The organism is Dermabacter jinjuensis (genome assembly GCF_902381725.1).
Lineage (GTDB): Bacteria > Actinomycetota > Actinomycetes > Actinomycetales > Dermabacteraceae > Dermabacter > Dermabacter hominis.
In genome coordinates, this window is sequence record NZ_LR698963.1 from 1,378,358 (window position 1) to 1,402,603 (window position 24,246).

At 62.5% G+C, this 24,246-nt stretch carries 22 protein-coding genes; 11 read left to right on the forward strand and 11 right to left on the reverse strand.

Annotated elements, in window-relative coordinates:
- Position 1 precedes the first annotated feature (1 nt).
- Genes FXY94_RS06095 through FXY94_RS06105 form a run of 3 tightly spaced genes read left to right on the forward strand, consistent with a single transcriptional unit; the run spans position 2 to position 2,759 of the window.
- Positions 2-940, forward strand: coding sequence for a FecCD family ABC transporter permease (locus FXY94_RS06095; RefSeq protein ID WP_172620173.1), 939 nt, complete (start codon positions 2-4; stop codon positions 938-940).
- Positions 937-1,971 carry a FecCD family ABC transporter permease gene (locus tag FXY94_RS06100; protein ID WP_016664149.1) on the forward strand — a complete coding sequence of 345 codons (1,035 nt, stop codon included), beginning with the start codon at positions 937-939 and terminating at the stop codon, positions 1,969-1,971. Before FXY94_RS06095 ends, FXY94_RS06100 begins: the two co-directional genes overlap by 4 nt.
- A complete protein-coding gene (locus tag FXY94_RS06105) occupies positions 1,968-2,759 on the forward strand; it encodes an ABC transporter ATP-binding protein (protein WP_016664150.1) in 792 nt (263 codons plus the stop codon). The genes FXY94_RS06100 and FXY94_RS06105 overlap by 4 nt, the downstream gene beginning before the upstream one ends.
- Before the next feature lie 132 nt (positions 2,760-2,891).
- On the opposite strand, the gene FXY94_RS06110 is transcribed toward FXY94_RS06105, so the two are convergent.
- From FXY94_RS06110 to FXY94_RS06120, 3 genes are all read right to left on the reverse strand, one after another.
- A complete protein-coding gene (locus FXY94_RS06110) occupies positions 2,892-3,245 on the reverse strand; it encodes a VOC family protein (protein WP_016664151.1) in 354 nt (117 codons plus the stop codon).
- A 100-nt stretch (positions 3,246-3,345) separates the two neighbouring features.
- Positions 3,346-4,134 (reverse strand): class I SAM-dependent methyltransferase, encoded by a 789-nt coding sequence (locus FXY94_RS06115; protein ID WP_016664152.1) that lies wholly within the window; start codon positions 4,132-4,134, stop codon positions 3,346-3,348.
- A gap of 62 nt (positions 4,135-4,196) precedes the next feature.
- On the reverse strand, positions 4,197-4,907 hold the full coding sequence (locus FXY94_RS06120; RefSeq protein WP_016664153.1) for an ASCH domain-containing protein: 711 nt from the start codon (positions 4,905-4,907) through the stop codon (positions 4,197-4,199).
- A 133-nt stretch (positions 4,908-5,040) separates the two neighbouring features.
- Here FXY94_RS06120 and FXY94_RS06125 point away from each other — a divergent pair, with 133 nt between their 5' ends.
- Positions 5,041-5,469, forward strand: a complete 429-nt coding sequence (locus tag FXY94_RS06125; RefSeq protein WP_016664154.1) for a tetratricopeptide repeat protein — start codon at positions 5,041-5,043, stop codon at positions 5,467-5,469.
- Here FXY94_RS06125 and FXY94_RS06130 read toward each other — a convergent pair.
- Together FXY94_RS06130 and FXY94_RS06135 are read right to left on the reverse strand one after the other, a co-directional pair.
- On the reverse strand, positions 5,462-5,890 hold the full coding sequence (locus FXY94_RS06130) for a GNAT family N-acetyltransferase (protein ID WP_016664155.1): 429 nt from the start codon (positions 5,888-5,890) through the stop codon (positions 5,462-5,464). The genes FXY94_RS06125 and FXY94_RS06130 overlap by 8 nt on opposite strands.
- Before the next feature lie 97 nt (positions 5,891-5,987).
- Positions 5,988-6,920 (reverse strand): DUF2382 domain-containing protein, encoded by a 933-nt coding sequence (locus FXY94_RS06135; protein WP_016664156.1) that lies wholly within the window; start codon positions 6,918-6,920, stop codon positions 5,988-5,990.
- Positions 6,921-7,175: 255 nt separating this feature from the next.
- Here FXY94_RS06135 and FXY94_RS06140 point away from each other — a divergent pair, with 255 nt between their 5' ends.
- On the forward strand, positions 7,176-7,721 hold the full coding sequence (locus tag FXY94_RS06140) for a GNAT family N-acetyltransferase (protein ID WP_040386503.1): 546 nt from the start codon (positions 7,176-7,178) through the stop codon (positions 7,719-7,721).
- On the opposite strand, the gene FXY94_RS06145 is transcribed toward FXY94_RS06140, so the two are convergent.
- Positions 7,718-9,316, reverse strand: coding sequence for an inorganic phosphate transporter (locus FXY94_RS06145; RefSeq protein WP_016664159.1), 1,599 nt, complete (start codon positions 9,314-9,316; stop codon positions 7,718-7,720). The genes FXY94_RS06140 and FXY94_RS06145 overlap by 4 nt on opposite strands.
- Positions 9,317-9,696: 380 nt before the next feature.
- Between FXY94_RS06145 and FXY94_RS06150 the strand changes: the two genes are divergently transcribed.
- Positions 9,697-10,932, forward strand: coding sequence for a threonine/serine exporter family protein (locus FXY94_RS06150; protein ID WP_016664160.1), 1,236 nt, complete (start codon positions 9,697-9,699; stop codon positions 10,930-10,932).
- A gap of 9 nt (positions 10,933-10,941) precedes the next feature.
- Here the strand turns inward: FXY94_RS06150 and FXY94_RS06155 are convergent, their stop codons facing one another.
- Positions 10,942-11,556 (reverse strand): hypothetical protein, encoded by a 615-nt coding sequence (locus tag FXY94_RS06155; RefSeq protein WP_147594897.1) that lies wholly within the window; start codon positions 11,554-11,556, stop codon positions 10,942-10,944.
- A 59-nt stretch (positions 11,557-11,615) separates the two neighbouring features.
- Entirely contained in the window at positions 11,616-14,243 is a 2,628-nt protein-coding gene (locus FXY94_RS06160) for an MMPL family transporter (protein WP_016664162.1), read from the reverse strand.
- A gap of 229 nt (positions 14,244-14,472) precedes the next feature.
- Here FXY94_RS06160 and FXY94_RS06165 point away from each other — a divergent pair, with 229 nt between their 5' ends.
- On the forward strand, positions 14,473-14,985 hold the full coding sequence (locus FXY94_RS06165) for a phosphoribosyltransferase (RefSeq protein ID WP_016664163.1): 513 nt from the start codon (positions 14,473-14,475) through the stop codon (positions 14,983-14,985).
- Between the two features lie 19 nt (positions 14,986-15,004).
- Here FXY94_RS06165 and FXY94_RS06170 read toward each other — a convergent pair whose 3' ends face one another.
- The gene (locus FXY94_RS06170; RefSeq protein WP_016664164.1) at positions 15,005-15,940 is read right to left on the reverse strand and encodes a DUF808 domain-containing protein; all 936 of its coding nucleotides are present in this window, start codon (positions 15,938-15,940) and stop codon (positions 15,005-15,007) included.
- A 186-nt stretch (positions 15,941-16,126) separates the two neighbouring features.
- Here FXY94_RS06170 and FXY94_RS06175 point away from each other — a divergent pair, with 186 nt between their 5' ends.
- From FXY94_RS06175 to FXY94_RS06190, 4 genes are all read left to right on the forward strand, one after another.
- Positions 16,127-17,386: an MFS transporter gene (locus tag FXY94_RS06175; RefSeq protein ID WP_016664165.1), complete on the forward strand. Its 1,260-nt coding sequence runs from the start codon at positions 16,127-16,129 to the stop codon at positions 17,384-17,386.
- Between the two features lie 44 nt (positions 17,387-17,430).
- A complete protein-coding gene (locus FXY94_RS06180; RefSeq protein ID WP_016664166.1) occupies positions 17,431-18,438 on the forward strand; it encodes a PPK2 family polyphosphate kinase in 1,008 nt (335 codons plus the stop codon).
- A 111-nt stretch (positions 18,439-18,549) separates the two neighbouring features.
- Positions 18,550-19,044: a thiol peroxidase gene (tpx, locus tag FXY94_RS06185; RefSeq protein ID WP_016664167.1), complete on the forward strand. Its 495-nt coding sequence runs from the start codon at positions 18,550-18,552 to the stop codon at positions 19,042-19,044.
- 151 nt (positions 19,045-19,195) lie between these two features.
- Positions 19,196-21,106 carry a potassium transporter Kup gene (locus FXY94_RS06190; RefSeq protein WP_016664168.1) on the forward strand — a complete coding sequence of 637 codons (1,911 nt, stop codon included), beginning with the start codon at positions 19,196-19,198 and terminating at the stop codon, positions 21,104-21,106.
- A 20-nt stretch (positions 21,107-21,126) separates the two neighbouring features.
- Here the strand turns inward: FXY94_RS06190 and FXY94_RS06195 are convergent, their stop codons facing one another.
- On the reverse strand, positions 21,127-23,361 hold the full coding sequence (locus FXY94_RS06195) for an NADP-dependent isocitrate dehydrogenase (protein WP_016664169.1): 2,235 nt from the start codon (positions 23,359-23,361) through the stop codon (positions 21,127-21,129).
- Between the two features lie 72 nt (positions 23,362-23,433).
- A complete protein-coding gene (locus FXY94_RS06200) occupies positions 23,434-24,207 on the reverse strand; it encodes a ZIP family metal transporter (RefSeq protein WP_016664170.1) in 774 nt (257 codons plus the stop codon).
- Positions 24,208-24,246 lie beyond the last annotated feature (39 nt).

Genomic DNA, 24,246 nt, shown 5'->3' on the forward strand with positions numbered 1-24,246 from the left:
GGTGCTCGGTATCACCTGTGTGCTCAGTCTTGCTCTGGGCAGTAAAGCTATCGGGCTTTCCGATCTGGTGGAAGCCATCCACAGTGGCGGCGATCTCCACGTGCGGGAGGTGCTGGCAGCACGTGTCCCACGCACCTTGTGCGGGCTGGTTGCGGGCGCCGCCCTCGCCAGTTCTGGCGCCGCGATCCAGACAGTCACTCGTAATCCCCTCGGGGATCCGGGGGTTCTGGGACTGACAAGTGGTGCAGCAGCTGGAATCGTTACCGTCACGTCGATCCCCGGCCTCGCTGGCCTTCAGCTCGTCGGGGGAGCCTTCGCCGGAGCGGCGGTGGCCACGGTTGCAGTGATGGTACTTGGCAGTTTCGGGCGTGGCCCCGATGCCACCAGGTTGGTACTCGCCGGGGCCGTGACGACAGCCGTCGCCGTTGCCTACTCGCAGGCCGTGAGCCTACGCCACAAGGCAGCCTTTGACGCGTTGCGCTATTGGTCGGCGGGATCGCTGGCGGTAGGCGACTTTCTTGATTGGTGGCCCGTGGTGGTGATCGCAGTCGCGGGCGCGGGGCTCTTCGCCGTGGGACGTGGGCTGGATGCCGTGGCTCTTGGCGACGAAGTTGCCGCGGGCCTGGGACACCATCCCGCACGTGTGCGCGCTCTCACTCTTACCGCGGTGGCTCTGATGACCGCGGCCGCGACAGCGATTACTGGCCCTATCGTCTTCGTCGGTCTCGCTGCACCGCACTTGGCCCGACGATTCGCTCAAGGCTCGGCGCGTGCGCTCATCGGGTTGTGTTGTCTGATTGGGCCGGTACTCATGCTGCTGGCTGATGTGATTGGACGCCTGGTCCTGCGTCCTGCTGAGGTACCTGTTGGAGTCGTGACCGCACTCTTGGGTGCGCCTTTGCTGCTCGCAGTAGTCCGCCGCTCACGAGGCGTGCTGTGAACGCGGCCCCTACCTCCCTCGCCGCGAATCAGGACCGCGCCGCCCGTCTCGCCCAGCGCAGCCGTACCCGGCATGTCCTCGCGGTGGTGATTCTGGTGGTGGCTCTAGTGGCATCCTGCGCTTGGACGCTGGCCGTTGGCAGGCTCGGCACCCCTCTTACACGTCAACCGCAAGCTTTGCTCGATCTGCTCACCGGACGCGGGAGCCTCGCTCTGACGACACTGCGCGGACCGCGCCTTGCCGTGGCGGTCGGGGCGGGTGCGGCGCTGGGACTGGCAGGAGCATTATTTCAGCGCGCTACTGCGAATCCACTCGTCACTCCCGATGTCATTGGGATTACCACCGCAGCTGGAGCTGGGATGGCGGTGGCGAGTGCGCTCAATGTTCCGACCAGTCTTGGCGCGCTGGGTGGTGCCCTCGCGGCCGGCCTCATCATCCCGTGGGCCACGACAACAGGCTTCCGTAATCCCGGCGCGGTGATCGTCGCAGGGATCGGTATTGCAGCGGCCTCCACCGCGTTGACGCAGTTTGTCTTGGTTTTCTCGCGCCAGTCCGAGGCCATGGCTCTCGCGGCTGCACTCACGGGGTCGCTGACCGCGCGAACCTGGGGTGATGCTCTGGTCGTCTGGTCGGTGCTCCTACTACTGGGACCGGTGGCGCTGGGGCTACGTGTTGATCTCGATCTCATCAGCCTTGGCGACGATGCGGCTCACGGTCTCGGATCGCGCCCGGCCAAGACGCGTTCGTTCGCGCTATTAGTGGGAATTCTGCTGACTGTGGGCGCGGTGGCAGCAGCAGGCCCGCTCGCCTTCGTGGCGCTCACTGCCCCTCATTTGGCTCGTGGATTGACCGGGCGGCCGGCGATGGGATCCGCTGCGTTAGTTGGCGCGACGACGGTGTGCCTGGCCGATCTCGCCGTTCGACACGTGGCGTTCCTGGCCGGGCTTCCCGTGGGTGTACTCACAGCCCTGATCGGCGGTCTTTTCCTTGGCGCGGTTCTCATCTCACAAATCCGGGAGGGCTCATTATGACCAGTTCGGCGATCGATATGAACGAGCTCACCATTCGCTTCGGTGGCCTGACCGCTGTTGACCGCCTTAGTGCCACGGTGCCGAAGGGAAGCTTCAGCGTCGTCATCGGCCCGAACGGGTGTGGCAAGTCGACCTTGTTGCGCGCTGTGGCCCAGGTGCGGCCGGCCGACGAAGGCAGAGTTACGGTGCTCGGCCACGATGTTGCCCGTATGGGGCGTCGACAACTGGCTCGTACTTGCAGCCTTCTGCCGCAGGCCACCGTGGCCCCACGTGGTCTGCGCGTGGGCGAACTCGTGGCGCGTGGCCGCCACCCCTACCACTCGTTCCTCAGTAGCAGTGCACCCGGCGACAGTGAGGCCATCAATCGGGCGGTTGAACGCGCCGGAGTTGCCGACCTCGTCGACCGGTACGTGCACGAGCTGTCTGGTGGCCAGCGGCAGCGCGTCTGGTTAGCGATGGTCCTTGCCCAGGACACCCCAGTCATCCTGCTGGATGAGCCGACCACATTTCTGGACCTCTCGGCGCAGTACCTACTTCTCGACCTCTGCTCCGACCTGGTCGATGAAGGTCGTACGGTCATGGCCGTTCTGCACGATCTACCCCAGGCAGCTGCCTATGCCGATCACGTGCTTATGCTGAACCAAGGGCGATTGGTTGCCGAGGGAACTCCTGCCGAGGTGATCACTGAGGAGAATGTGGAGGAGACCTACCGAATCACATGCCGCGTGGACCTCGAGGATCCGCGTGGGCCGGTGGTTCTTCCGCTTGCTCGCAAACATCGACTGTGAAGATGCCGGCGCCGTCCCGTGGCGCGTTCGGATCCGACGGCTCAAGGCGGTGAAATGCTGATCCCAGGTTCGGTATGCACGCAGTGGACTGCGGTCTGAAACAAGGAGATGCTGAACAGATCCGATCTGGGGCTAACCAGGGGTAGGGGCGCCCACGCAGAACTCGTTGCCTTCCGGATCCTCCATAACGGTCCACACAAGTCCCGGTGCTTCATGACTGCCGAGTTCGGTGGCGCCTAGCTTCTTGAGGCGCTCTACTAAAGCTTCGCGTTCAACTCCGCCGCCGTCGAGATGCACGCGGTTTTTACCGGGAGTGGGATCTTCAACGCGCTGAAAGCCTAGTGCCGGAGTGGAGTCGAGCAAAACGAAGTCTCCGTAGTCGGCGGCGATAGCGCATCCTGTGGCGGACGACCAGAATTCAGCGAGTGCAGAGGGATCGTCGCAGTCGAAGGTTACCTGGCGGATAGCAAAGGTTGCGTCACGCATAGCTCGCATCGTACGTGTGTGTCGTTGTTTCTGCCTGTTAATCGCAGGTAGGTAAATGTCCAACGGTGCGCCGTGGGATTCTGCTTTAACGCCTCAGACGTTATCGGCCCGTGTCACGTCGACGCTGGGCAGTGACAAGTGCGTAACCGGTCGTCGAGTGGATCCGCCCGGAATCATCGGCGTGGGCCTCGAGGTGATCGCGCAGCGCGGTCCAAAGAGCCTCTCGGCGGGTACCGGCATGGTCGGCCATCCAAGCGTGGGTCGGGCTTCCTCCTCGGTAAAGCTGCATACCCTCTTCGACGCTTTCGAATGACCAGTCCAGGTCGAGGTGTTCGATGCTGATGTGGTCGAACCACGGCGACAAACGCTCGTGCGCCACATCGTCGACGCCCCAGGCCATGTGTGGCGGGGTCTGTGTTGACCGATCGGGAGCAATGGCATCGTTCATCGCGTCGGTCATCGTCGCGAGAAAGCCCTCTTGGTTCCACGCGGTCATCATGAGCATGCCGCCGGGGCGAAGGATGCGAGCCCACTCCGCCGGCCCTTTCGTAGGGTCGCAAATCATTGTCCCAAAGGTGCTTGTGACCGCATCGCCAGATGCCGTCTCTAAGCCTGTAGCTTCGCCAAAGGTATCAATCCACGTCGCCTCAGGTGCGTGCTTCTGGCCGCTCTCACGGATCCGGCCGGTTGGCTCGATGGCGGTCACGGTGTAGCCCTGGGCAAGGAGTGCCGCGACACCTTCCCCGTGCCCAGAGCCGATGTCGGCGACGGTCGCGGGGCTTTCCACGAATTGAGCCAGTTGGGTGGCAACGAGGGCGGAGACGGGTTGCAGGCGTGCGGCGGTCGGGGCGTAGTCGCACGCGGACCAGATGTCGCTAGGGGAGGCCATGCCCACACACTACATGAGAAGCGTTATCACGTAACTGTGGAGCGTGCCTTCAGCGGCTCTGCCTATGTGAGCTCAAACGTCACGACGTCGACACTGTCTTCCATTGCGAGGCCCGGGTAATGCCTATCGAGGGCTTCGTGCAATTCCGTTAGAGACGCAAAACCGTCACGCTTTGCATGCTCCTCGGTGAGACCGCCGCGGCGAGTGGGCTTCACGGAGGTCACGGAGGCGTCGATCGTCGTGGCCTCACCGCTCTCTTTTTCGAAAACGAGCTGCGCGGGGCCGGGGCGGAACGGATCGTCGACTCGGATGGTCTGCCGCTTATCTCCCTCCCTAATCGCGCGCTCGTAGCCTTCCCACATGAAGATCTTTTGCGGGAGCTCCACGGTGCGCCAGTCGTAGGCATGGGGGAGTAGGTCAGAAACGCTTACGGCCTCGAGCCCGTTGGAACCGCGAATCACGCACTGAATTGCGGGATCACGGTCGAAAAGCACCTGGCGGCACTTGCCACACGGCGAGATCACTTGCCCGGTCGGACCGTAGACGGCAACGATGGCGACTACGGGATCGTTGGCGCATTCTGCGGCGTGGTTCGCAAGTGCCGAGATTTCGCCGCACGGACCGCCAAGAAAGTGGAACGCATTGAGCCCAAGGACCGTGCCGCCAGACTTGGTGAGGAGAGCGGCAGCCACGGTGTGATCGCCGTTGTCATTGCACCGCTTGGCATGGTCGGTTGCAGCGCTGACGAGCTTTCTGAGCGAGGACGTAATCATGCCCTCACCGTATCAACGCCGTGGCGGAGCATTTCCTCATCTAGAAGGTCTCGGCCGAAGCTTCCACAACCCCGAACTACGCCCAGCCTTTCTTGCAACGCTGGCCGCGCAACGCCACACGGAAGGGGAAATCATGAGTTGGGAAGAAGACATCGACGCTCTCGCCGAAAAGGGAAACGAACGCATGGATGCTGAGGATTACCTTGGCGCGGTGGAGTTTTTCGATCTTGCCTGGACAATGCTCCCGGAGCCAAAAACGCAATGGCCGCAAGCAACGTGGCTTCTTGCGAGCATCGGCGATGCGCACGTGCTTCGCGGGGATTTCGAGACGGCGCACGCGGCGCTCACGACGTGCATGCACTGCCCGGATGCTCTCGGCAATCCGTTCATTCACTTGCGGCTCGGCCAGGCGCAATTCGAGCTCGGTAACGAACCGCGCGCGGCGGATGAGCTCATGCGCGCATACATGGGTGCGGGCCCGGAGATTTTTGCCGACGAAGACCCGAAGTACATCGATTTCTTGGCGAGCAAGGCCACGCATATCGAGCGGCCGCTCAGCTGAACCTCACGAAAACGCGCACCTGTTCGCTGAGGTCGCCGAGGTCGCGGGTCTCAGTGAAGCCCATGGCTTCGTAAAACGAGCGTGTGGCTTGCCCGCAGTCGGTCATGAGCACCTTTTGTCGTACGTCGCTGTAGGGCTCGAACGCGCGCGAAAAGAGCTCGCGCCCGATTCCTTGGCGGTGGTGATTTGGCCTCACGAGAATGTCTTGGAGATAGAGGATGGTAAGTCCGTCGCCGACGATACGGGCGAGCCCCACAAGCTCATCATCAACTCTCGCGGTGACAACCCGAAGGGAGGCACCAATCGCTGCTTTGAGCCGGTCAGGGGTGCGAGTGTAGACCGACCAACCAACGGAATCATAAAGCGAAACAAGCTCTTCTCGCGTGGGCGCGTCATCGATCGCGTAGGTCACGAAATCCATGGGTGCTAGCCTACCGTCGGAAATAGTGAAGCCCCCGCCCACTCGCAGTTACGCGAGCTAGCGGGGGCTTCTTCGAGCGTCAGCTCTTCAGAGCAGCTCAGATGGTGTCGCCCTTGCGGTTGCCCTCGGCGTCAACGCCGTCCACGGCAACCTCTTCGTGCGCAACGTCGGTCGCGACCTTCTCGGTGTCCTGAACGGTGCGGGTGCCCACGCGGACATCCTCGGTTGCAACGGTCTCCTTGTTCACGACGGGGCGCTCCTCGGAGATCGAGACCTCGACCTCGTCCTCGCCGAGGGGAGCGTCGGTTGCGGTGCCGGTCGCGGGGGTGCGCTCGACAACGAACTCTTCGCGCTCAACGGGAACCTCGACGGTCTTCGTCTCGGTGACGACGTGCTTGCGCAGACGCACACGGCCGGTCTCGACCTTTTCGGTACCGACGTTGACCTGCTCCTCGTGGAGCGTGATCTTCTGCTCGTCGTTCACGTCGCCAGCTTCGCGGCGATCCGCATCAGCGGCGTAGTCCTCACGGTTCACGTCGCTAGCGGCATCGCGCTCGCCGGCAGCGCCCGCAACGCCCGCGGTACCGGCAACACCGGCGGTGCCGACGCCTGCTGCGCTCTCGTTGCCGGCGGCATTATTCGCGAGGCCCTGCTGGTTGAGGTCGCGATCCTCGCGGACCTCGCCCGCGTTGGCGGTGGTCTCGGTGCCGTAGCCCGGGTCCTTCACGCCGTAGTAGCGGTAAAGTTCGTTTTCCTGCTCGGGGGTGATCTCGCCGTCCTCGCTGATGTTCGGAGCGTCCTTCACGAAGTCCTTCTCGTAGGGGACGGTGATCTCGTCGCCGCTGAGCTGAGCTTCGTCGAGGGGAATGAAAGTCTCGTTCGAGCCGAAGAGGCCCGTGTTGACGGTGACCCACGAGGGCTCGCCGGTGCTGTTGTGGAGGTAGACCTGGCCGACCGAGCCGATCTTGTTGCCGTCGCGGTCGATAACGGTGGCTTTCTGGAGAGTGTCGATCTGATCGCGGAGGTTCATGGCTTTTGTCCTTTCCTCGTGCTTTGTCCTGTTCAGACTTTCGAGACACTTTGGGAAGCTCGTGAGCATCTCTTGTGGAGCGCTCGGAGCCCTTGCGCCCCAAGCGAGATCCAACTTTCCATGGGTTCCTTGGGGTTATTTCCACGTAGTCTGACCGGCGCGCGAGAGGAACCTTGCTGTGTGCTGGACAAAGCGCTGTGAGCCTGAAAGAGCTATGCGTGTGTTTTTCAGGCTCGAGTGAGAAACAATGGAGAAATGGACTTCATCGTTCGAGATGCACACCCTCACGATGCGTTCGCTGTTAGCGAACTTGCGGCCCGTACTTTTCCTTTGGCTTGTCCTCCGACGCTTGCTCAGGCCCACATCGACGCCTATATTCGCGAGCATCTCACTCCCGAACATTTTGCTGCGCACATCGATCACCCGGAGCACGATGTGCTCGTGGCAACCGTCGGAAGAGCACTTGTGGGCTACGCGCTCCTGCTCTTCGGACCAGATGGCGCCCCCGCACCGAATCTAGGCGTGACGCTCCAGCGCGCGGGGCTCCTCTCCAAGTGCTACGCCGTTCCCGAGGTGCACGGCAAAGGAGTCGCGGCGGCAATCCTCGAAGCCGCCGAGCAACGCGCTCGTGAACGCGGTGTGGAGGGTTTATGGCTCAACGCGAATGCTGATAACCACCGGGCGCAGCGTTTCTACAGCAAGCACGGGTGGGAGCGCGTGGGCGATATCGATTTCGTGGTGGGTGAGGTAGTGCACCACGACCCGGTTTTTCAAAAGCCCGTATTTCAAACGGACGTTTAGCCGAATACGGCGCGCAGGATCACGATGCCGAGGGCCCCGATCGCAGCCGCGGCGGGAAGCGTGATGACCCACGCGAGGGCGATCGGCTTCATGAGATTCCAGTTAGCGGCCTTGTTGATGAGACCGATGCCGAGAATCGCGCCGATGAGGATGTGAGTCGAGGAGACGGGAATGCCGATCATCGAGGCTCCCATCACGACGCCCGCAGCGGAGAGCTCCGCGGCGAAGCCGGAGGCGGGGTGCATCTTCGTGAGGCCCGTACCTACGGTCTTGATGACGTTGCGGCCGATGAACCAAAGACCGCAAACCAAGGCCACGCCGGCGCTCAGCATGAGAGCAGCGGGCACTGTTGCATTAGCGGAGATCGACCCGGTCTTGAGAACATCGAGGACTGCGGCGAACGGGCCGACCGCATTCGCGATGTCGTTGGAACCATGGCTGAAAGCGAACGCCGAGGCGGTAAACACCTGCATCCATGAGAACAAGAGGAAGGTCGAGCGGGAGAGGTCCTCGTTTTTGAGCGTCTTCGCGAAAATAAACACGGCCATCCACACGGCAGCACCCACCATCGCCATGATGAGGATGTTGCCCGCACCGTTGATGTCGAGGTGGAGGTTCTTGAGGCCCTTGAAGAGGAGCATCGAGGAGATCACGATTGAGCCGGCGGCAGCGAGGAGTGGCACCCATGTATCGAGTGCGCGGTGGGCATTGATGTGCTCGGCGCGTTCTTCGATGTCGTGGAGCTCGCGATAGTAATCCGAGTCGAGATCCTCAACGTCGTAATCGGGGTCTGACTGAATCGTAGAGGCATCGCGCGCCATGGCATTCGTGTAGGCGATCTGCTGGATCTCCGTGAGTCGTTCGAAGGCCTTCTTGTGCTTTTCACGGTGCGCGGCGCGGTCGATCTTGAGCTGGCGGAGCTTTTCATCGGCTTCTTCGTTGTACACGAGGATGTACCGCTTGATCGCGCCGAAGAGAATGTAGGCGACGATCCCGCCGAGGAGAGGCGACGCGACCCAGGACAGCGCGATCTTGCCGATCTCGCCCCACTGCACCATCTCGAAACCACCGGTGCCCGTGACGAGTCCGAGCGTCACGGCCGCGCCAACGATGCCGCCGACGATCGAATGGGTCGTCGAGACGGGCCAACCCATCTTTGTTGCGACAAGCAGCCACAGGGCCGCGCCAAGGAGTGCCGACATCATGATGAAGGCGAAGTCGAGTGGTTGAACGGAGAAGGCATCGAGATCGACGATTCCGCTTCGCACAGTCTCAGTGACATCGCCACCAGCGATCACGGCGCCGCTCACTTCGAAGATCGCGGCGACCATGAGTGCCTGCTTCATGCTGAGCGTTCCCGCGCCCACCGACGTGCCGAACGAGTTGGCGACGTCGTTACCGCCGATGTTGAACGCCATGAACAGGCCCACGACGATGGTCGTGATGAGGATGCCCCACGATCCAGTGTCGGTGTAGCCAAGCGCCCAGTAAATGCACAAAATGAGCGTGCCGAGTGTGAGGACACCGAAGGCGAGGTGCCAATTGCGATCGGGGCCAAGGAACTGGCGCTTTGGTTCGAGGACGTCGTGAGACATGAGGAACAATCCTTCGAGGGCGGGGAGTGGACCGCATCATGATGCATCGGCAGAGCAACTGAAAGGTTACGCGCACTTTGCCTTTGGGTGGATATTCCCAGTCTGTTGGCCATGAATTTCACAAAGTACGTGGGGTAGACGGCTGGATTCTGCGCGGGCGAAAGCCGAGGAAGGGGCGATGGCGGCGAGGGGGCACGGTTTTTCTCCTTCTCGGTTGTGCTGTTAGCCATCACGGTGCCTGTGCTGCATGAAACTGCCATGAGGCGAAAATGAAGAAACCTTCATGTACTGGGAGCGCTAGGGTTAGACGGGCGCACGCCCGGCTGTTTCTGGTGCGGGGCCGTTCACATACGAGACGCAGCGAAGAGAGAGAAGGACCCATGCGAGACGAGCGGATGCGGGCTCTCGCAACCGCGGCACGAACCCTCGTGGGGTACGGCCACCTCACGTCGGAGGCAATCTCCGCGGTCGAATCCCTGAGCGCTCGACTCGGCTTGCCGGTACGGTGCATTGTTGAATGGAACCGCGTCGTCCTCGTCGACATCGACGGTCGTGCGCACACGACCGTCCACGTGCGACCCGAGGCGATCAACATGGCGCGCGTTAACGCGACGCTACGAGCTATCGACTCGCTTCCGGCCAGTGGCGACATCGGTGATCGTGAACTCGCGCGGCTCAATTCTCGGCTCGACGAAGCAGCCTCGATTTCGCACGCCCCGCTATGGCTTTTCGTCCTCGCCTGTATCGCCGGTGCGTGGGGTCTCGCTCTCATCTACGGCGCCCGCAGCCCGCTGTCGTACCTGTTGATCGCGCTGGCAGCGGGTATTGGCGGTTGTATGAGGCGATGGCTCGGGGCTCACGGCATCGCCGTGCCGGGCCAGGCGCTTGCGGCTGCCATGCTCGCGGGGATTCTTGGTGGGGTCGCCGATCACCTTGGTATCGCATCGGCAGCCAGACTCGTCGCGGTGTGCCCCGCCATGATTCTTGTGCCGGGCCCACACCTCATCAACGGCGCGCTCGACGTCACGGGAAAGAACGTCACGGTGGGGTGGCATCGCCTCGTGTATGGCGGGATCATCCTCGCCGCGATCAGCGGCGGGCTCGTCGTGGGGCTTCTCCTCGTGGGGAGCGACCTTCCCGTTACTGCTGGTGCCCGTACGCCTTCGCTATGGGTCGATGCGCTCGCGGCAGCGCTCGCCGCGATGGCGTTCAGCGTCTACTTCTCGATGCCGCTTACGCAGGCGGCGTGGCCCATCCTCGTGGGAGGGCTCATCCATGCTGGACGCTGGATTCTCATGGTTTCGTGCGGAGTGAACGTCATTAACGCCGATCTCGCGGCCTGCATTGTCGCGGGACTTGTGCTGAGCGCTGTTGCGCACCGCAAACGCCTGTCATTCGCAGGCGTGGGGTTCGCCGCCATCGTCGCGCTCGTGCCCGGCATTTACCTGTTCCGCGCAGTGGCGGGGATGGTGCAGCTGACGGCGCGCCCCAGCACGGTTGTCGTGGTCGGCATCGCACAGGACTTCTCCACCGCCCTGCTGATTCTCGCCGCGATGACGTTCGGGCTCATCCTCTCTCACGGCTTCATCACGAGGTGGCGCTCGGCCGTGCGATAGGGGCGGTCGCTAGCCCTCGACCTTGCGCTTTGCCTCGCGCAATAGCGATGCATATTCGTGTGCGCTCATTGACACTTCCGGCATGTTGCGAAGGCCGTAGCGGGCCTTGCCGTCGGCATCGTGCTCGAACTTCCACGCGAGGGGAAAGCCCGCACGGGCAGCCTTGCGGCGCGGCCAGGCGAGGACACCGGGGATGACGCGTTCACTCTTGAGTCCGAGCGCGGCCACAATCTCGGGCGCTCCGAGCGTGTTCGGCGCAGCGTCCATGAAAAGCGTGAAAATATCGCGCTCGTTTCGTTTGAGGGAACGCCACCACTCGACGGCGCAGTCGAGAAGGTCGTGATCGCTTGAGGTGGGCGCAGCGGCAGCGGCGCTGCGGCGCGGGCTTTCCGGCTCAGGGGGTGTGCGGTCCGACGCCGGTTGCGCCTCGTCTTTGCCTCGGTTGACGGCGCGCTCGCCGCTGGGGCGCGTTTCCGCAAGGCCCCCGTCTTCCGTCGCGGGCCTCTCGTGCGCGTCGTCGTTCGCTTTGGGCAGGGCCGTCTCGCTTTCCGCGAGCCACGTGCCAAAACGCGTGTAGAAATCGGCGAGCCGATCTTCGGGGACGAGAACCTTCACCTCATGCATGACCATAGGGTAATTCTAGGCCGCCCCAAACGGCGCCGTGCCTTTTCGCTGCCGTGTCCCTATGCGCGTGGCGCCGCGTTTTTAGGAGCCACCACCCGGTCGAGAACGGCGAGCAGCGCAGGCAGGATCCCCACGATCAGGATGATGGCCGCAAACGCCCCGATCGCGATGGTTCGACAGATCTGGGCAACCGTCGGATTTGAGAACAGAAAACCGATCACGCCCGTCACCAGCACCATGATGAGACCGGAGGTGAGGATCGTGTGAATCGAACCGTCGTAGGCGCGCGCGAGCGATTCTCGCACCCCGTGTTCCTGCCGTGCCTCCCGGTAATACGTCGTGAGGACGATCGCGTAATCGATCGTGGCTCCCATCAAAATGCACTGCACGATGAGCATCGCGAGGTAGTACATGCTGTATCCCTGGAGCCCGACGGTGCTCACCGTAATAAAGACGCCCACCTGCACAAGCAGTACAAGAATCGCAGGCACGGCGATCGAGCGGAACGTGAGCGCCACAATGATGAATATTGCGGCCGCCGTGAAAAGTGCGATCTTCACATTTTCCGCGCCGAATCCCTCGCGCATTTCGTACACCATGGCTGAATCTCCCACGAAGAAATGCTCACCGGGTACCTTGGCGTCTGCGAGATCGACGAGATTCTCGACGAATGCGAGAGTTTCCGGGCTTTCCTTGGGGTAGTCAGTACGGATAATTAAACGCGAGAACTCGGTTCCCACGAATCGCGCGCGAACATCAGCGATGTCTGCGGCGGCGCTTTCGAGTTGAGAAACTTGTTCAGTGCTCAACTGCCCCTCAAATCGCCCGCCCTGCCCGGACTCTTCGAGCATGAAGTGCACGAGGTCATCGAGTGACATCGTCCAGGACGGATCCGATTCGTGTAGCGCGCGGTGCAGCACGAAGAGCTGAGTGAGATCGTCCTCGTCGATAGGAATCGCATCGCTCGTGCCGCCTGAATAATCGCCCTCGCTCCCGCGCCCCTTCATGCTTTTGAGCACCGACGCTAGCTGCTTCGGGGTGAACTCGCGGCCGAGAACGTCACCGGGCACCTGACCTGAATCGAGTGCGCGCTCGAGGGCGCCGACTCCTTCAATCCGGCTGATGCCGCCCGACGTGAAAGACCCGAGTTCTCCCTTCTGACTGAGGTTTTCAGCCTCGCGAGCGGCAGCCACGAATTCTTGTAGCGTCATGGTTCCCGCCTGTCCGTCGTGGTAGGCGAAATACACCATCGAGAGGGCCGTGTCGTTGAGGGCCAAGGAGCCGTCGGAACCGTCTTTGTTCCCACTCGCGTTCCCAGAGTCGTGCGAGTCCTCAAATTCCTCCAAGGTGCGTTTCATCTCGCCCTTCGTGAGCGGCTCCCCGACGGTGGTGGGGTAGCCCATCACGCTTATCGCGTGCGGATCGCGCTTTACAGCATCGGCAATCTCATGGATGTGCTCAGCATTCGAATTGAGATAGACGAGCACGATGTCGTTATCGGGGGTGAAATGCTCGGCGACCGGGTCGGGGGTCGAAAGCGTGTACGCCGTCTCCGTACGGGACTGGAGGAACGCGGATCCCGCAAGGATAGCGACGAACACAGCGAGAACGACCCACCGTGCAGCGTGCTCGAGCCGAGCGAGCACGCCCAAGCGGGGGCTGAGGAACGGTTTTGGCGTGCGCGCTATCAAGGAGTCGCACATGACAAGGAATGCGGGAAGGACCGTGAAAACGGTCAGCATCGAAATCGCCACGCCCTTGGCAAGGACGATGCCAAGATCGGCGCCCACCTTGAAGCTCATGAAGACGAGCATGAGGAGGCCGACGATGGTCGTAATCGATGCCGAGGCGATTGCGCTGAAGGCTTTGGGCAAGGCTCGGCGCATGGCGATTGCGCTCGCATCTGGTACGGAGTCCGCACCGTGGCTTTTCTGCGCGGCGCGTTCCTGCCGATATCGATTGGCGAGGATGATCGAGTAATCCATCGACAAGACGAGCTGGAGGATAGCGGCAATCGAAAACGTCACTTCGGCGATTTCGCCAAGGACAACGTTGGATCCCATGTTGAGGAGCACGGCGATGCCAATCGTCGCGAGGTAGAGCAAAGGCTCGATCCACGATGCACTCATCGCGATAAGGATCGCGGCGAGCAGAGCGACAGCTATAGCCGCGATCCACAGGGGAAGCTCACCGCTCGTCGACGGATTATCGCTCGTGAAGGTGAGGGAGTGCCCGTTCAGGCCGGACTCGCTCAGTGCGGAGAGTTCCTCGGCAAGGGACGTCGCCGCAGGGTCTGCGTAGTCGGATTCGGAGGAGACGACGAAGAGCGTGTGGTCACCGTTGATGTATCGGGCTGGGTCGCCATCGGCAGGAGTGGCATTGGTTGACGATGTGACGTGGTGAACCCCATCGAGCTTCTCGAGGGCAGCGAGGGCCTCTTTGCGCTCCGAGTCGTCAGCGAGTCCATCCACCATGACCCGAAACGTCGAAAGATCGGGGTCATCGAACTGATCTGTGAGGACTTCGGTTCCGGCGCGCATCGGTGATGCGGACGGCAGATACTTCGCCATGTCGGCATTCACGCCGACGAAGGGAATCAACGCTCCAAAGAACACCGCGCACAACGCCGCAAGGGCGACGATGAGGTGCCGCGCACGCACGATGAGAGACGCACAATAATCAAGCATCGCGGCTCCTGCTGTCTTCACATGCGAGGTGCCTACCAAAAGGGTGGGCGGCTGTATCGAAGTCGTTACTAGTGTACGCACCCGGCAGCAGCGTTTCGAAGACGCGGAATTTCGCCCCTAGAATGGAGCCACGACCGGTTGGCCCCGAGGGTCCGACGGGGGAGAAGACAACGAACACACCACCGGAACAACCGGTGCGATCCGGAAAAGCCGGGGAAACGAGGACGCCGTGACAGGGGCCTACCACGCCGATTCAAGCGATCTGCAGGTGAAGGAGGTCCTCACGTGGGAGACCTTCGGCACCGCGAGCCGTGAACTTGCACAAACCATCATTGATTCGGACTTCGAGCCCGAGATCATCATCGCCGTTGCGCGCGGCGGCCTGCTCCCGGCGGGGTCCCTCGCATACGCTCTGGGACTCAAACTTGCCGACGCTATCAACGTCGAGTTTTACACCGACGTTCACGAGACCCTTCCCGATCCAGTTCTCCTCGCGCCGCTGCTTGACACCGAGGCTATTGAAGGCAAGCGCCTGCTCGTCGTCGACGATGTTGCCGATTCCGGCCGTACCCTCGCGCTTGTCCTCGAGCTTCTCGAGGCTCAAGGCGCCGAGGCGCGCTCCGCGGTCCTGTACTCGAAGCCGACGTCGGTCGTCGAGCCTCATTTCGTCTGGAAACATACCGCCGACTGGATCGTGTTCCCCTGGTCGGCTGAACCGCCCGTCACTCCCACGGAAAAGTAAGCGGCCGGCCCCGCTGGCGCTAGTGGGCCTTCTTCCCCCACGGGGTCAGTGCCCACACGCCGGCCACGACGGCGCCCCACGCGAGCCCGAACACCAGGGCGCACAGCGTATCGACGAGCCAGGCGAGCACTCCGCCCACGCCCGCGATCGCCTCGACGCCCTCGGCGAGGTGGTGCACGAGCGCGTACGGTGCGTGCAGCCCGAGCTCATCGAGCCCCGTGAGCATGATGTGACCGCCAACCCACAGCATGGCGAACATTCCGACGTAGCTGATGATGGTCATGACGACAGGCATTGCCCGCACGAGCCATGCGCCGAACGTCTTCGCGGCGCCTGAATCTCGTTTCGTGAGCGCGAGCCCAACGTCGTCCATCTTGACGAGCAGCCCCACGACCCCGTAAACGGCGAGCGTGATGACAATCGCGACGACCACGAGGATGAGGGCGCGATCCACGAGGGGCTGGTCAGCGACCTCGTTGAGCGAGATCACCATAATTTCTGCGGAGAGAATGAAATCGGTGCGCACGGCCCCCGATACAACCTTCTTTTCCGCATCCTCTCCCTGCACAACGGAAGGCTCGGCTTCTTTCGCTTCCTTGTTGCCGGTGACAAGCTCCCAAATCTTATGGGCACCTTCGAAGCACAAGTAGGTGCCTCCCAGCATGAGTAGCGGCGTGAGGACCCACGGCGCAAACTGCGAAAGAAGGAGCGCGAACACGAGGATGATGGCCTTGTTGAGCAAGGAACCCTTCGTGATTTTCCAAATGATCGGCAGCTCCCGCTTGGGATTGACTCCGCGTACGTATTGCGGAGCTACGGCTGCGTCGTCAACGACGACTCCCGCTGCCTTTGCGCTGACCTTCATGGACGCGGCGGCAACATCGTCGGCATTGGCCGCGGCCATGCGCGCGAGGGCGGCGATATCGTCGAGCAGTGCGGCAAAGCCAATGGCCATAAGGAAAAACCTTCCGGTGCGCGCGTCGAGGGCGCTCCCATTTTATGGGTATCCGCGCGGTGAATCCCGCCACCACAACTTGGAGGAGACTCGCGTCTTTTCCTAGAGTGTTGGGCGCTGCGCGGGTCAACATCCGTGAGCCCAGGCACCTGACGTGTCTGCCGCATAACGATGAAGGGGTGTGCCGTGTCGGCTGTTCCTCCTACCGTGACAGGCTCTATTCCCGCGATTAACCCGGAGGTCGATCCGTCGACCCTCCCCGAGGCAGCACCGAACAGCGAGCCGGAGAGCTCGAATTGGATCGCGGTGGTCGCGCTGGCTCTCGGGATCTTCACGCTTATCACCATCGAAGAGCTTCCCATCGGCGTGCTCACGCTTATCTCCAACGACCTCGGTGTGAGCCGAGGAACCGTCGGGCTCGCCGTGACACTTCCCGGCGTGATCGCGGGCGTTGTGGCCCTACTCGTGCCGAGCGTGACTCGCCCCTTGAACCGTAAGACCGTGCTGCTACTCGCTCTTCTCTCGGTAGTCGTGAGTTGCACGATTTCCTTCTTCTCCACCTCGTGGCCGCTCTTTCTTGCCTCGCGCATTTTCACCGGGATTGCAATCGGGATGAACTGGCCCGTGCTTCCGCTCGTCGCGATTGGCCAGGTAAAAAAAGAGGACCGCACGACTGCGCTGACCATTGCGTTTGCCGGGAACGGGAGCGCGCTCGTGCTTGGACTGCCTCTCGCAACGTGGCTCGGAACGATGCTCGGGTGGCGCGGCGCGTTCGCTGCCACGGGTATTCTCGCCCTCGTCGTGGGCCTCATGATGGTCGCAATGGTCAGGCCCGTGCAGTCGGCCGCGGTGGAAACCGTGCGCTCGACCCTCGGTGCTGTGAAGATCCGCGGCGTGCGCTACGCATTTGTGCTGACGCTCATTATCGTGACGGGCCAGTTCGTCTCGTACAGCTACGTGAGTCCGATCCTTCAAGACTTCGCCCACGTCGATCTCGAAAAGATCAGCATGTACCTGCTGCTTTACGGGGCGCTCGGCCTCATCGGGAACTTCGCCGCCGGCCCGCTCATCAAACGCTCTGCTGCCTTGGCGGTTCTTGTCCTTGCGGTGGGTACGGCGCTTTCGCTCATCCTCGTCGCGACCGTGATGTCCGCCCCCGTCAATGCTCTCGTCATCATCGCTGTGTGGGGCTTTTTTGGCGGCATGGCCTCGGTGTCGATTCAGTCGCTCGTCAACGCCGAGGCGGGGGATCGAGTTGAGGCAGGCACCGCTCTCAATAGCGCGGCATTCAACATTTCGATCGGTGGGGGTGCGATCATTGGCGGCCTCATCGTGGACAGCGCCGGGCTCCGCGCGGCGGTCTGGGTGTCGACGGCTGCCGTCGCCCTCGGTGCCCTCATCGTGACGCGCTTCATCGCACTCACGCACAGGCGAGCCTCTAGGTAAGTATGAGTCAGGGAGGGCCCCTCGCCGCTTCCTAGACTGAAGGTATGGCCAAAAAGGACAAGAAGAGCAAAAAGAGCACTGAGAACGCTCAGGCGCCCGTGCGTGAACAGCGCGAACAGATCGTTCTCGATCAGGCGAAGAAACACCTGAAGGTAAGTGATGCTGCACTCGACATCGTCGAGGACGGTACCTATGTTGACGCGCGCCCACGCGGGCACGAGCTCCCGCTCGACCTCGAGGGCTTCACTTCCGTGCGCGACCTCTCGACGAAGGCGCGGCTCGAGTTTGGCGGCGACAAGCAGGACGGCAAAGCAATCCTCGCCGCCCGCAGCGCGTACCTCAGTGAGCTCCAGGAGCGACTGTGGGCCGAGCATCGCGACCAAGAAAATGGCCGCCGCGTCCTTCTCGTGATCCAGGGCATGGACACTGCCGGCAAGGGCGGAATTGTGCGTCACGTGGTGGGCGCTGTTGACCCGCAGGGCGTGCGAATCAAAGGTTTCAAGGCCCCAACGGCAACGGAGAAGAATCGCCACTTCCTGTGGCGTATTCGTCGAGCGCTTCCCGAGCCGGGCTTCATCGGCGTGTTCGATCGATCGCACTACGAGGACGTGCTCATCCACCGCGTCCACGGGTGGGCAGACGACAAGACTCTCGCGAAGCGCTACAGCGACATCAACAGGTTTGAAAAGCAACTCGTCGAAGAACGGGGCTACGAGGTCGTGAAGGTCATGCTGCACATCTCCAAGGAGGAGCAGTGGGAGAGGCTCTACGAGCGTCTCGAACGCGAAGATAAGCACTGGAAGTTCAACATGGGCGACCTCGACGAACGTGAGCATTGGGATGCATACATGGATGCGTACGACGCTGCGATCCGCGAGACGCACAAGGCGTGGGCTCCGTGGCACGTCGTTCCCGCGGATCGAAAGTGGTACGCGCGGCTGGCTGTTCAGCAGCTTCTGACCGATGCGCTCGAACGCATCGCCCCCGCTTATCCGAAAGCTGACTTTGATGTGAAGAAGGCCATTGAGCGTATGAAAGCGGAGAGGGCGTAGGCGTGTCAGGGTGCGCCGCTTTCTGGCAACGGTCAGATGGCGGTTCTACTGTACGAGTCGTAGCAGGGCCGCATGTCGCGGCCGGACATAGCGATGAAAGAAGGAATGACGATGGCAGAAGTCACCATTGAAGGCGCAACCGTGTCGACGAACGGGGAGCTCCCCAAGGTTGGCGATCAGCTTCCCGCGTTCACCCTTGCAGACGCCGAGCTGAAAGACGTCACTCTTGACGACTTCGCCGGCAAGCGCATTGTGCTGAACATTTTCCCTTCGGTTGACACGCCCACGTGCCAGGCGCAGCTGCGCACGTTCAACAAGAAGGCCTCCTCGCTCGACAACACCGTCGTGATCGGTGTGTCGGTTGATCTTCCGTTCGCGCAGGAGCGTTTCTGCGGCGCGGAGGGCCTCGATGACGTCCACACGTTCTCGGCTTTCCGTTCGAGCTTCGGCAAGGACTACGGCGTGGTGCTGTCCGACGGCGAGTTCGCCGGCCTGTTCGCTCGTGCCGTGCTCGTCGCCGACGAAACCGGCAAGGTTGTGCACTCGCAGCTCGTGCCGAGTGTCGATGACGAGCCCGACTACGAGGCTGCACTCGCGGCTCTCTGATTTCGCGACAGTACGAAAGCGCCCCGGTGTGTGCCGGGGCGCTTTCGTATGTGGGGCTGATAGCCGCTGTACGGCCTTACGGATTCGTGAGCCACGAGACAGCCTTAACGGTTTCTTGACTCATGGGGCCAGGTTAGACTCGTCGGTCGTGATGACAACTCACGCCCGTTCACAAGGTATTTTTGCACTGTCCGTCGCCGCCCTCGGCGTTGTTTTCGGAGACATCGGCACTTCGCCGATTTACGCATTCCAAGCGCTTTTCACAGAGGCCGACGGCCACCCGCTTCCCCCTGATCCCCAGCATATTTTTGGTGCGTTGTCCCTCGTGCTGTGGGCAGTCACCTTCACGGTCTCCATTAAGTACGTAGGTGTGCTCCTTCGTGCCGATAACGACGGTGAGGGAGGCGAGCTCTCGCTCACGGCGCTTCTGACATCCGTCCTGTCGAGCGCGCGCACGCGAGGTCTGCTCGGCGCGGTAATGGTGCTCGGGATGTGCGCGGCGGGTTTGTTTTACGGCGATTCGCTCATCACCCCGGCCATCTCGATTCTGTCGGCTGTGGAGGGACTCGAAGAGGCGTCTCCCGCCCTCGGCCCGCTCGTCGTGCCAATCGCGCTCGTGCTCGTGCTTGCCTTGTTCAGTATTCAGCGGTGGGGGACGGGCGTCGTGGGCCGCGCGTTCGGGCCCGTCATGATCGTGTGGTTCCTTGTGATCGCGACCTTCGGCGTGCTGTCGATCGTGAAGACTCCGGAAATCATCGGGGCGCTTTCCCCGCATCACGCTCTCGGTTTTATCGTGACGGAACCGCTCTTGGCCTTCTTCGCTCTCGGCGCTGTTGTGCTGACGGTGACGGGAGCAGAAGCCCTGTATGCGGATATGGGGCACTTTGGTCGAGGACCGATCGCGAGGGCATGGTTTGCGCTCGTCTTCCCGTGCCTCGCACTGAACTATCTGGGGCAAGGAGCGCTCGTTCTGCGCGAACGCAGCGCGAGCCACCCGTTCTACGATCTCGTCCCGCACAACCTTCAATTCCCCGTGGTGATTCTTGCGACCCTCGCGACGATCATTGCCTCGCAGGCCGTGATCGCGGGGGCGTTTAGCGTGTCGATGCAGGCCCAGCGGCTGGGGTTGCTTCCGCGCCTCACGCATACGTATACGAGCGAGCACAAGGGGCAGGTGTATGTGCCCGGTGTGAACTGGCTACTGTGCGTGGGGGCACTCGTGCTCATCCTCGCCTTTCGCTCCTCGCAGGGGCTCTCGAGCGCGTACGGCATCGCCGTTTCGGGATCGTTCCTCCTCTCGACTGCCCTCTTGTTCCTCTACCTCCGCTACGTGCGAAAGTGGGCACTGTGGAAGGTAATCGTCGTGGCCGCGTTCTTTGCGAGCGCCGAGCTCTTCCTGTTTGCGGCCAACGCCGCGAAAGTATTCACGGGAGGGTGGATTCCCCTCGTCGTATCGGCGCTGTGCATCGCGACGATGCACGTGTGGCGCTTTGGCGCCAATCGCCTTCGTGAGCGCCGCCGGGACCTGTGCGGAACGTGGGAGGAATTCGTGGCGCGCACGGAAAAGAAGCAGCTCCAAAAGCTCCCGGGAACCGTCGTGTACCTCCACCAGGATGTCCATACGCCGCCGCTCGCGCTTCTCACGCAAACGCGCGTGAATCGCGCCATCCACTCGCGCGTCGTGATTGCTGAGGTGACGACCGAGCCTGTTCCACGCGTGAACGCGGAAGATCGCATCAAGATTCTGGACGTCCCGGGCGTGCCCGACGGCGTCGAATGCGTGAACGTCCACTTCGGCTTCAAGGAACACCTGGATGTGCCGAAAGCGATGCGTCTTCTCGCCTCGTGCCCCGATGCGAGCGAGCGTTGGAGCAATCAGCGTCTCAAGTCCACGTGGTTCGTGACAGCGCGCGCCAACCTCGTGCTTGCGCCCGCGACGTTCCTGACGCTCGTCGCGAAGAAAGTGTTCCGCGTGATGTTCAAAAACCAGGCACGCGCAAGCGACCACTTCCACTTGCCGGTTGCGCGTTCGATGGGCGTCGAAACCGACCTGCGCTTCTAGGGAGGTCGGAGGCGGGCGCGTTAGCGCGCCGCGAGCTGGTCGATGATCGCGTTGAGCGTGGCTGAAGGGCGCATGACCGCTGCTGTCGATTCAGGATCGGGCCGGTAATAACCACCGATCTCGGCCTTCGTGCCCTGAACCGCGAGAAGCTCGCGCTCGATGTCAGCGGCGGACTCATCAAGCTCGCTCGCGACGGGCGTAAACGTGCGCGCGAGCGCACTGCTGTCGCTTTGTGAAGCGAGCTCACGCGCCCAGTACAGTGCGAGGTAGAAGTGCGAGCCTCGATTGTCGGTGCCGCCGAGGCGCCGCTCGGGTGACTTGCCTTCGGTGAGCAACGTTTCGGTTGCGCGCTCGAGGGTATCCGCGAGCACCTCGGCATCGTGATTGTCGTCGCGGCGCGCAAGATGCCGCAGCGATTCGGCGAGCGCGAGGAATTCCCCGAGAGAGTCCCACCGTAGGTAGTTTTCCGTCACGAGCTGCTGGACGTGTTTCGGAGCGGAGCCGCCCGCTCCCGTCTCGAAGAGCCCGCCGCCCGCCATGAGGGGCACAACCGAGAGCATTTTGGCGCTGGTGCCGAGCTCCATGATGGGGAAGAGGTCGGTCAGGTAATCGCGCAGAACGTTGCCGGTGACCGAGATCGTGTCGAGTCCGTCGCGCGTCCGCGCGAGAGTCTCCCACATGGCCTCGACGGGGCTGAGCACGCGGATGTCGAGGCCGTCGGTGTCCTCGTCGGCGAGGGCGCGCTCGACCTTCGCCGCAATTTCGCGATCGTGGGCCCGCTCCGGGTCAAGCCAGAAGAAGGCGGGTGTTTCGCTCAGGCGGGAACGACGCACAGCGAGCGCGACCCAGTCGCGCACGGGTGCATCCTTCGTGTGGCACGCGCGGAAAATATCGCCGGCCTGGACGGCGTGCGATGTCAGCGCCGCATCGTGGCACCCGCACGTCGAGCGGATCTCGATTCGCCCGTCTGCGGGGGCGATGAAAGTCTTGTCGTGGCTGCCGTATTCTTCGGCTTTTTCCGCCATGAGGCCGACGTTTGGCACGGTTCCCATGCGCGTCGGATCGAAGGCACCGTGGAGGCGACAGTCGTCGATCACAACCTGGTAGATGGGGGCATAGGAGCTATCGGGAATGACGGCAAGCGTGTCGTGCAGGGCGCCGTCGGACCCCCACATTTTTCCGCCCGTGCGGATCATCGCGGGCATGCTCGCATCCACGATGACGTCGCTCGGCACGTGAAGGTTCGTGATGCCGCGATCCGAGTCGACCATCGCGAGCTTGGGGCCTTCGGCGAGGCGGTCATTCACGAGCGTGCGAATCGCTTCGGCGGTTTCGGCATCGAGCGCCTCGAGGCCCGAGAGGATCGCGCCGAGACCGTTGTTCGCCGAGAGCCCCGCATCCTCGAGTTTTGCCCCGAACCGCGTGAAGACCTCGGGGAAGAATGCGCGCACCGCGTGACCGAAGATGACGGGGTCACTGACCTTCATCATCGTGGCCTTGAGGTGGAGCGAGAATAGAACGTCGTGCTCGCGGGCGTTATCGATCTGAGCGGTGAGGAATTGCTCGAGAGCACCGATGCTCATGACGCTCGCGTCAATAATGTCGCCGTCTTCGGCGGCCACGGTGTCTTTGAGGATTGTTTCGGTGCCGTCGGTGGCGACGTGGACGATCTGGAAGGTTGTGTCGCCGTGAACGACGAAGCTTCGTTCGCTCGAGCGGAAGTCGCCCTCGCTCATGGTGGCGACCTCGGTGCGCGAGTGAGTACTCCACTCGCCCATGCGATGCGGGTGGGCCTTCGCGAAATTCTTGACCGCGCGCGGCGCGCGGCGGTCAGAATTTCCTTCGCGGAGCACCGGATTGACGGCGGAGCCTTTGACGGCGTCGTATCGCGCACGGATGTCGAGTTCGGTGTCGGTTTCGGGGCTATCCGGGTAGTCGGGGAGGTCGTAACCGCGTGCCTGAAGTTCGGCGATTACGGCTTTGAGCTGCGGAACCGAGGCCGAAATGTTGGGAAGCTTGATGATGTTCGCCTCTGCGGTGCGAGCGAGGGCGCCGAGCTCGGCGAGAGCGTCACGTTCGCGTTGGTCCTCGGGGAGGCGGTCCGCGAATGCGGCGAGGATGCGAGCTGCGAGTGAAATATCGCGGGTTTCGATGTCGACGCCGGCCTTCGAGGCGAAGCCACGCACGATTGGTAGGAGCGAGGCGGTCGCAAGCATGGGGGCTTCGTCGGTGATGGTGTACATGATGGCGGACATCAGCTTCTCCTCGCGGTGATGGTCACGAACTTCTCAAACGTACCAGGCGGCGGCGGGGTGCAAACCTCGCGCTCAGCCGGCGAGCGCCCATAGGCTCGCGGCCATGACAAGCGCACCGACACCGCACCACGTGAGGGTTCGCGCGAGCCGGGTGTGCGTGTAGGCGAGGGGGAGGAGCTCGAGCGCGCTGATCGCGATCATCACCCCTGCGATGAGGGGGTTTGCCCATTCGAGGTTCGCGGCGTGCCCCGTGGCGGTGAGGAGCCCGTAGAGCGCGAGGGCTCCGACCGGTTCGGACAGCCCCGAGAGCGCTGTCGCGGCGATGGCCTTCGTGCGTGACCCGGTCGCGTGGAGGATGGGGGCGGCCACGGCGACGCCTTCGGGAACGTTATGCAGCGCGATCGCGGCCGCAAGCGGGAGTGCGAAGACGGTGTCTTGCAGGGCACTTGAGAAGGTCGCGAACCCTTCGGGAATGTTGTGCGCGGTGAGTGCGAGAGCCGTGATGAGGCCCGTGCGCAAAAGCGCTCGTGCACTTGAGGAGTCCGACGGTTGCGGCGCCTCCCTAGCGCTCGTGACCGCACGGCGCTCCCACGCTCGCGAAGCAAGGTCGAGGGCGCCCACAATGACGAGGCCGGCAACGCAGTAAAGGGTGGTCGTGCCAGCTCCGAGCACACCGATCGAGTGGGGGAGGAGCTCGAGAGCACTGACGGTGAGCATCGCACCTGCGGCGAACGCGAGAGCCGCGCCTAGGGCTTTCGGTTCGCGGGCACGCTCACTCAAGGCTATGAGAGAGCCGAGGATCGTGGCGAGCCCGGCAATTGTGGTGAGGGCGAGCGCGGTCAGCATGTTAAGAATTATTATCAAAAAGCGGGACTGGGGCGCAAA

What these genes read in the sequence shown, in the direction of transcription:
- FXY94_RS06105 (WP_016664150.1), top strand. Translation starts at nt 1,968, where the DNA reads ATGACCAGTTCGGCGATCGATATGAACGAGCTCACCATTCGCTTCGGT.
- FXY94_RS06110 (WP_016664151.1), bottom strand. Translation starts at nt 3,245, where the DNA reads ATGCGTGACGCAACCTTTGCTATCCGCCAGGTAACCTTCGACTGCGAC.
- FXY94_RS06115 (WP_016664152.1), bottom strand. Translation starts at nt 4,134, where the DNA reads ATGGCCTCCCCTAGCGACATCTGGTCCGCGTGCGACTACGCCCCGACC.
- FXY94_RS06120 (WP_016664153.1), bottom strand. Translation starts at nt 4,907, where the DNA reads ATGATTACGTCCTCGCTCAGAAAGCTCGTCAGCGCTGCAACCGACCAT.
- FXY94_RS06125 (WP_016664154.1), top strand. Translation starts at nt 5,041, where the DNA reads ATGAGTTGGGAAGAAGACATCGACGCTCTCGCCGAAAAGGGAAACGAA.
- FXY94_RS06130 (WP_016664155.1), bottom strand. Translation starts at nt 5,890, where the DNA reads ATGGATTTCGTGACCTACGCGATCGATGACGCGCCCACGCGAGAAGAG.
- FXY94_RS06135 (WP_016664156.1), bottom strand. Translation starts at nt 6,920, where the DNA reads ATGAACCTCCGCGATCAGATCGACACTCTCCAGAAAGCCACCGTTATC.
- FXY94_RS06140 (WP_040386503.1), top strand. Translation starts at nt 7,176, where the DNA reads ATGGACTTCATCGTTCGAGATGCACACCCTCACGATGCGTTCGCTGTT.
- FXY94_RS06145 (WP_016664159.1), bottom strand. Translation starts at nt 9,316, where the DNA reads ATGTCTCACGACGTCCTCGAACCAAAGCGCCAGTTCCTTGGCCCCGAT.
- FXY94_RS06150 (WP_016664160.1), top strand. Translation starts at nt 9,697, where the DNA reads ATGCGAGACGAGCGGATGCGGGCTCTCGCAACCGCGGCACGAACCCTC.
- FXY94_RS06155 (WP_147594897.1), bottom strand. Translation starts at nt 11,556, where the DNA reads ATGCATGAGGTGAAGGTTCTCGTCCCCGAAGATCGGCTCGCCGATTTC.
- FXY94_RS06160 (WP_016664162.1), bottom strand. Translation starts at nt 14,243, where the DNA reads ATGCTTGATTATTGTGCGTCTCTCATCGTGCGTGCGCGGCACCTCATC.
- FXY94_RS06170 (WP_016664164.1), bottom strand. Translation starts at nt 15,940, where the DNA reads ATGGCCATTGGCTTTGCCGCACTGCTCGACGATATCGCCGCCCTCGCG.
- FXY94_RS06180 (WP_016664166.1), top strand. Translation starts at nt 17,431, where the DNA reads ATGGCCAAAAAGGACAAGAAGAGCAAAAAGAGCACTGAGAACGCTCAG.
- tpx (WP_016664167.1), top strand. Translation starts at nt 18,550, where the DNA reads ATGGCAGAAGTCACCATTGAAGGCGCAACCGTGTCGACGAACGGGGAG.
- FXY94_RS06190 (WP_016664168.1), top strand. Translation starts at nt 19,196, where the DNA reads ATGACAACTCACGCCCGTTCACAAGGTATTTTTGCACTGTCCGTCGCC.
- FXY94_RS06195 (WP_016664169.1), bottom strand. Translation starts at nt 23,361, where the DNA reads ATGTCCGCCATCATGTACACCATCACCGACGAAGCCCCCATGCTTGCG.
- FXY94_RS06200 (WP_016664170.1), bottom strand. Translation starts at nt 24,207, where the DNA reads ATGCTGACCGCGCTCGCCCTCACCACAATTGCCGGGCTCGCCACGATC.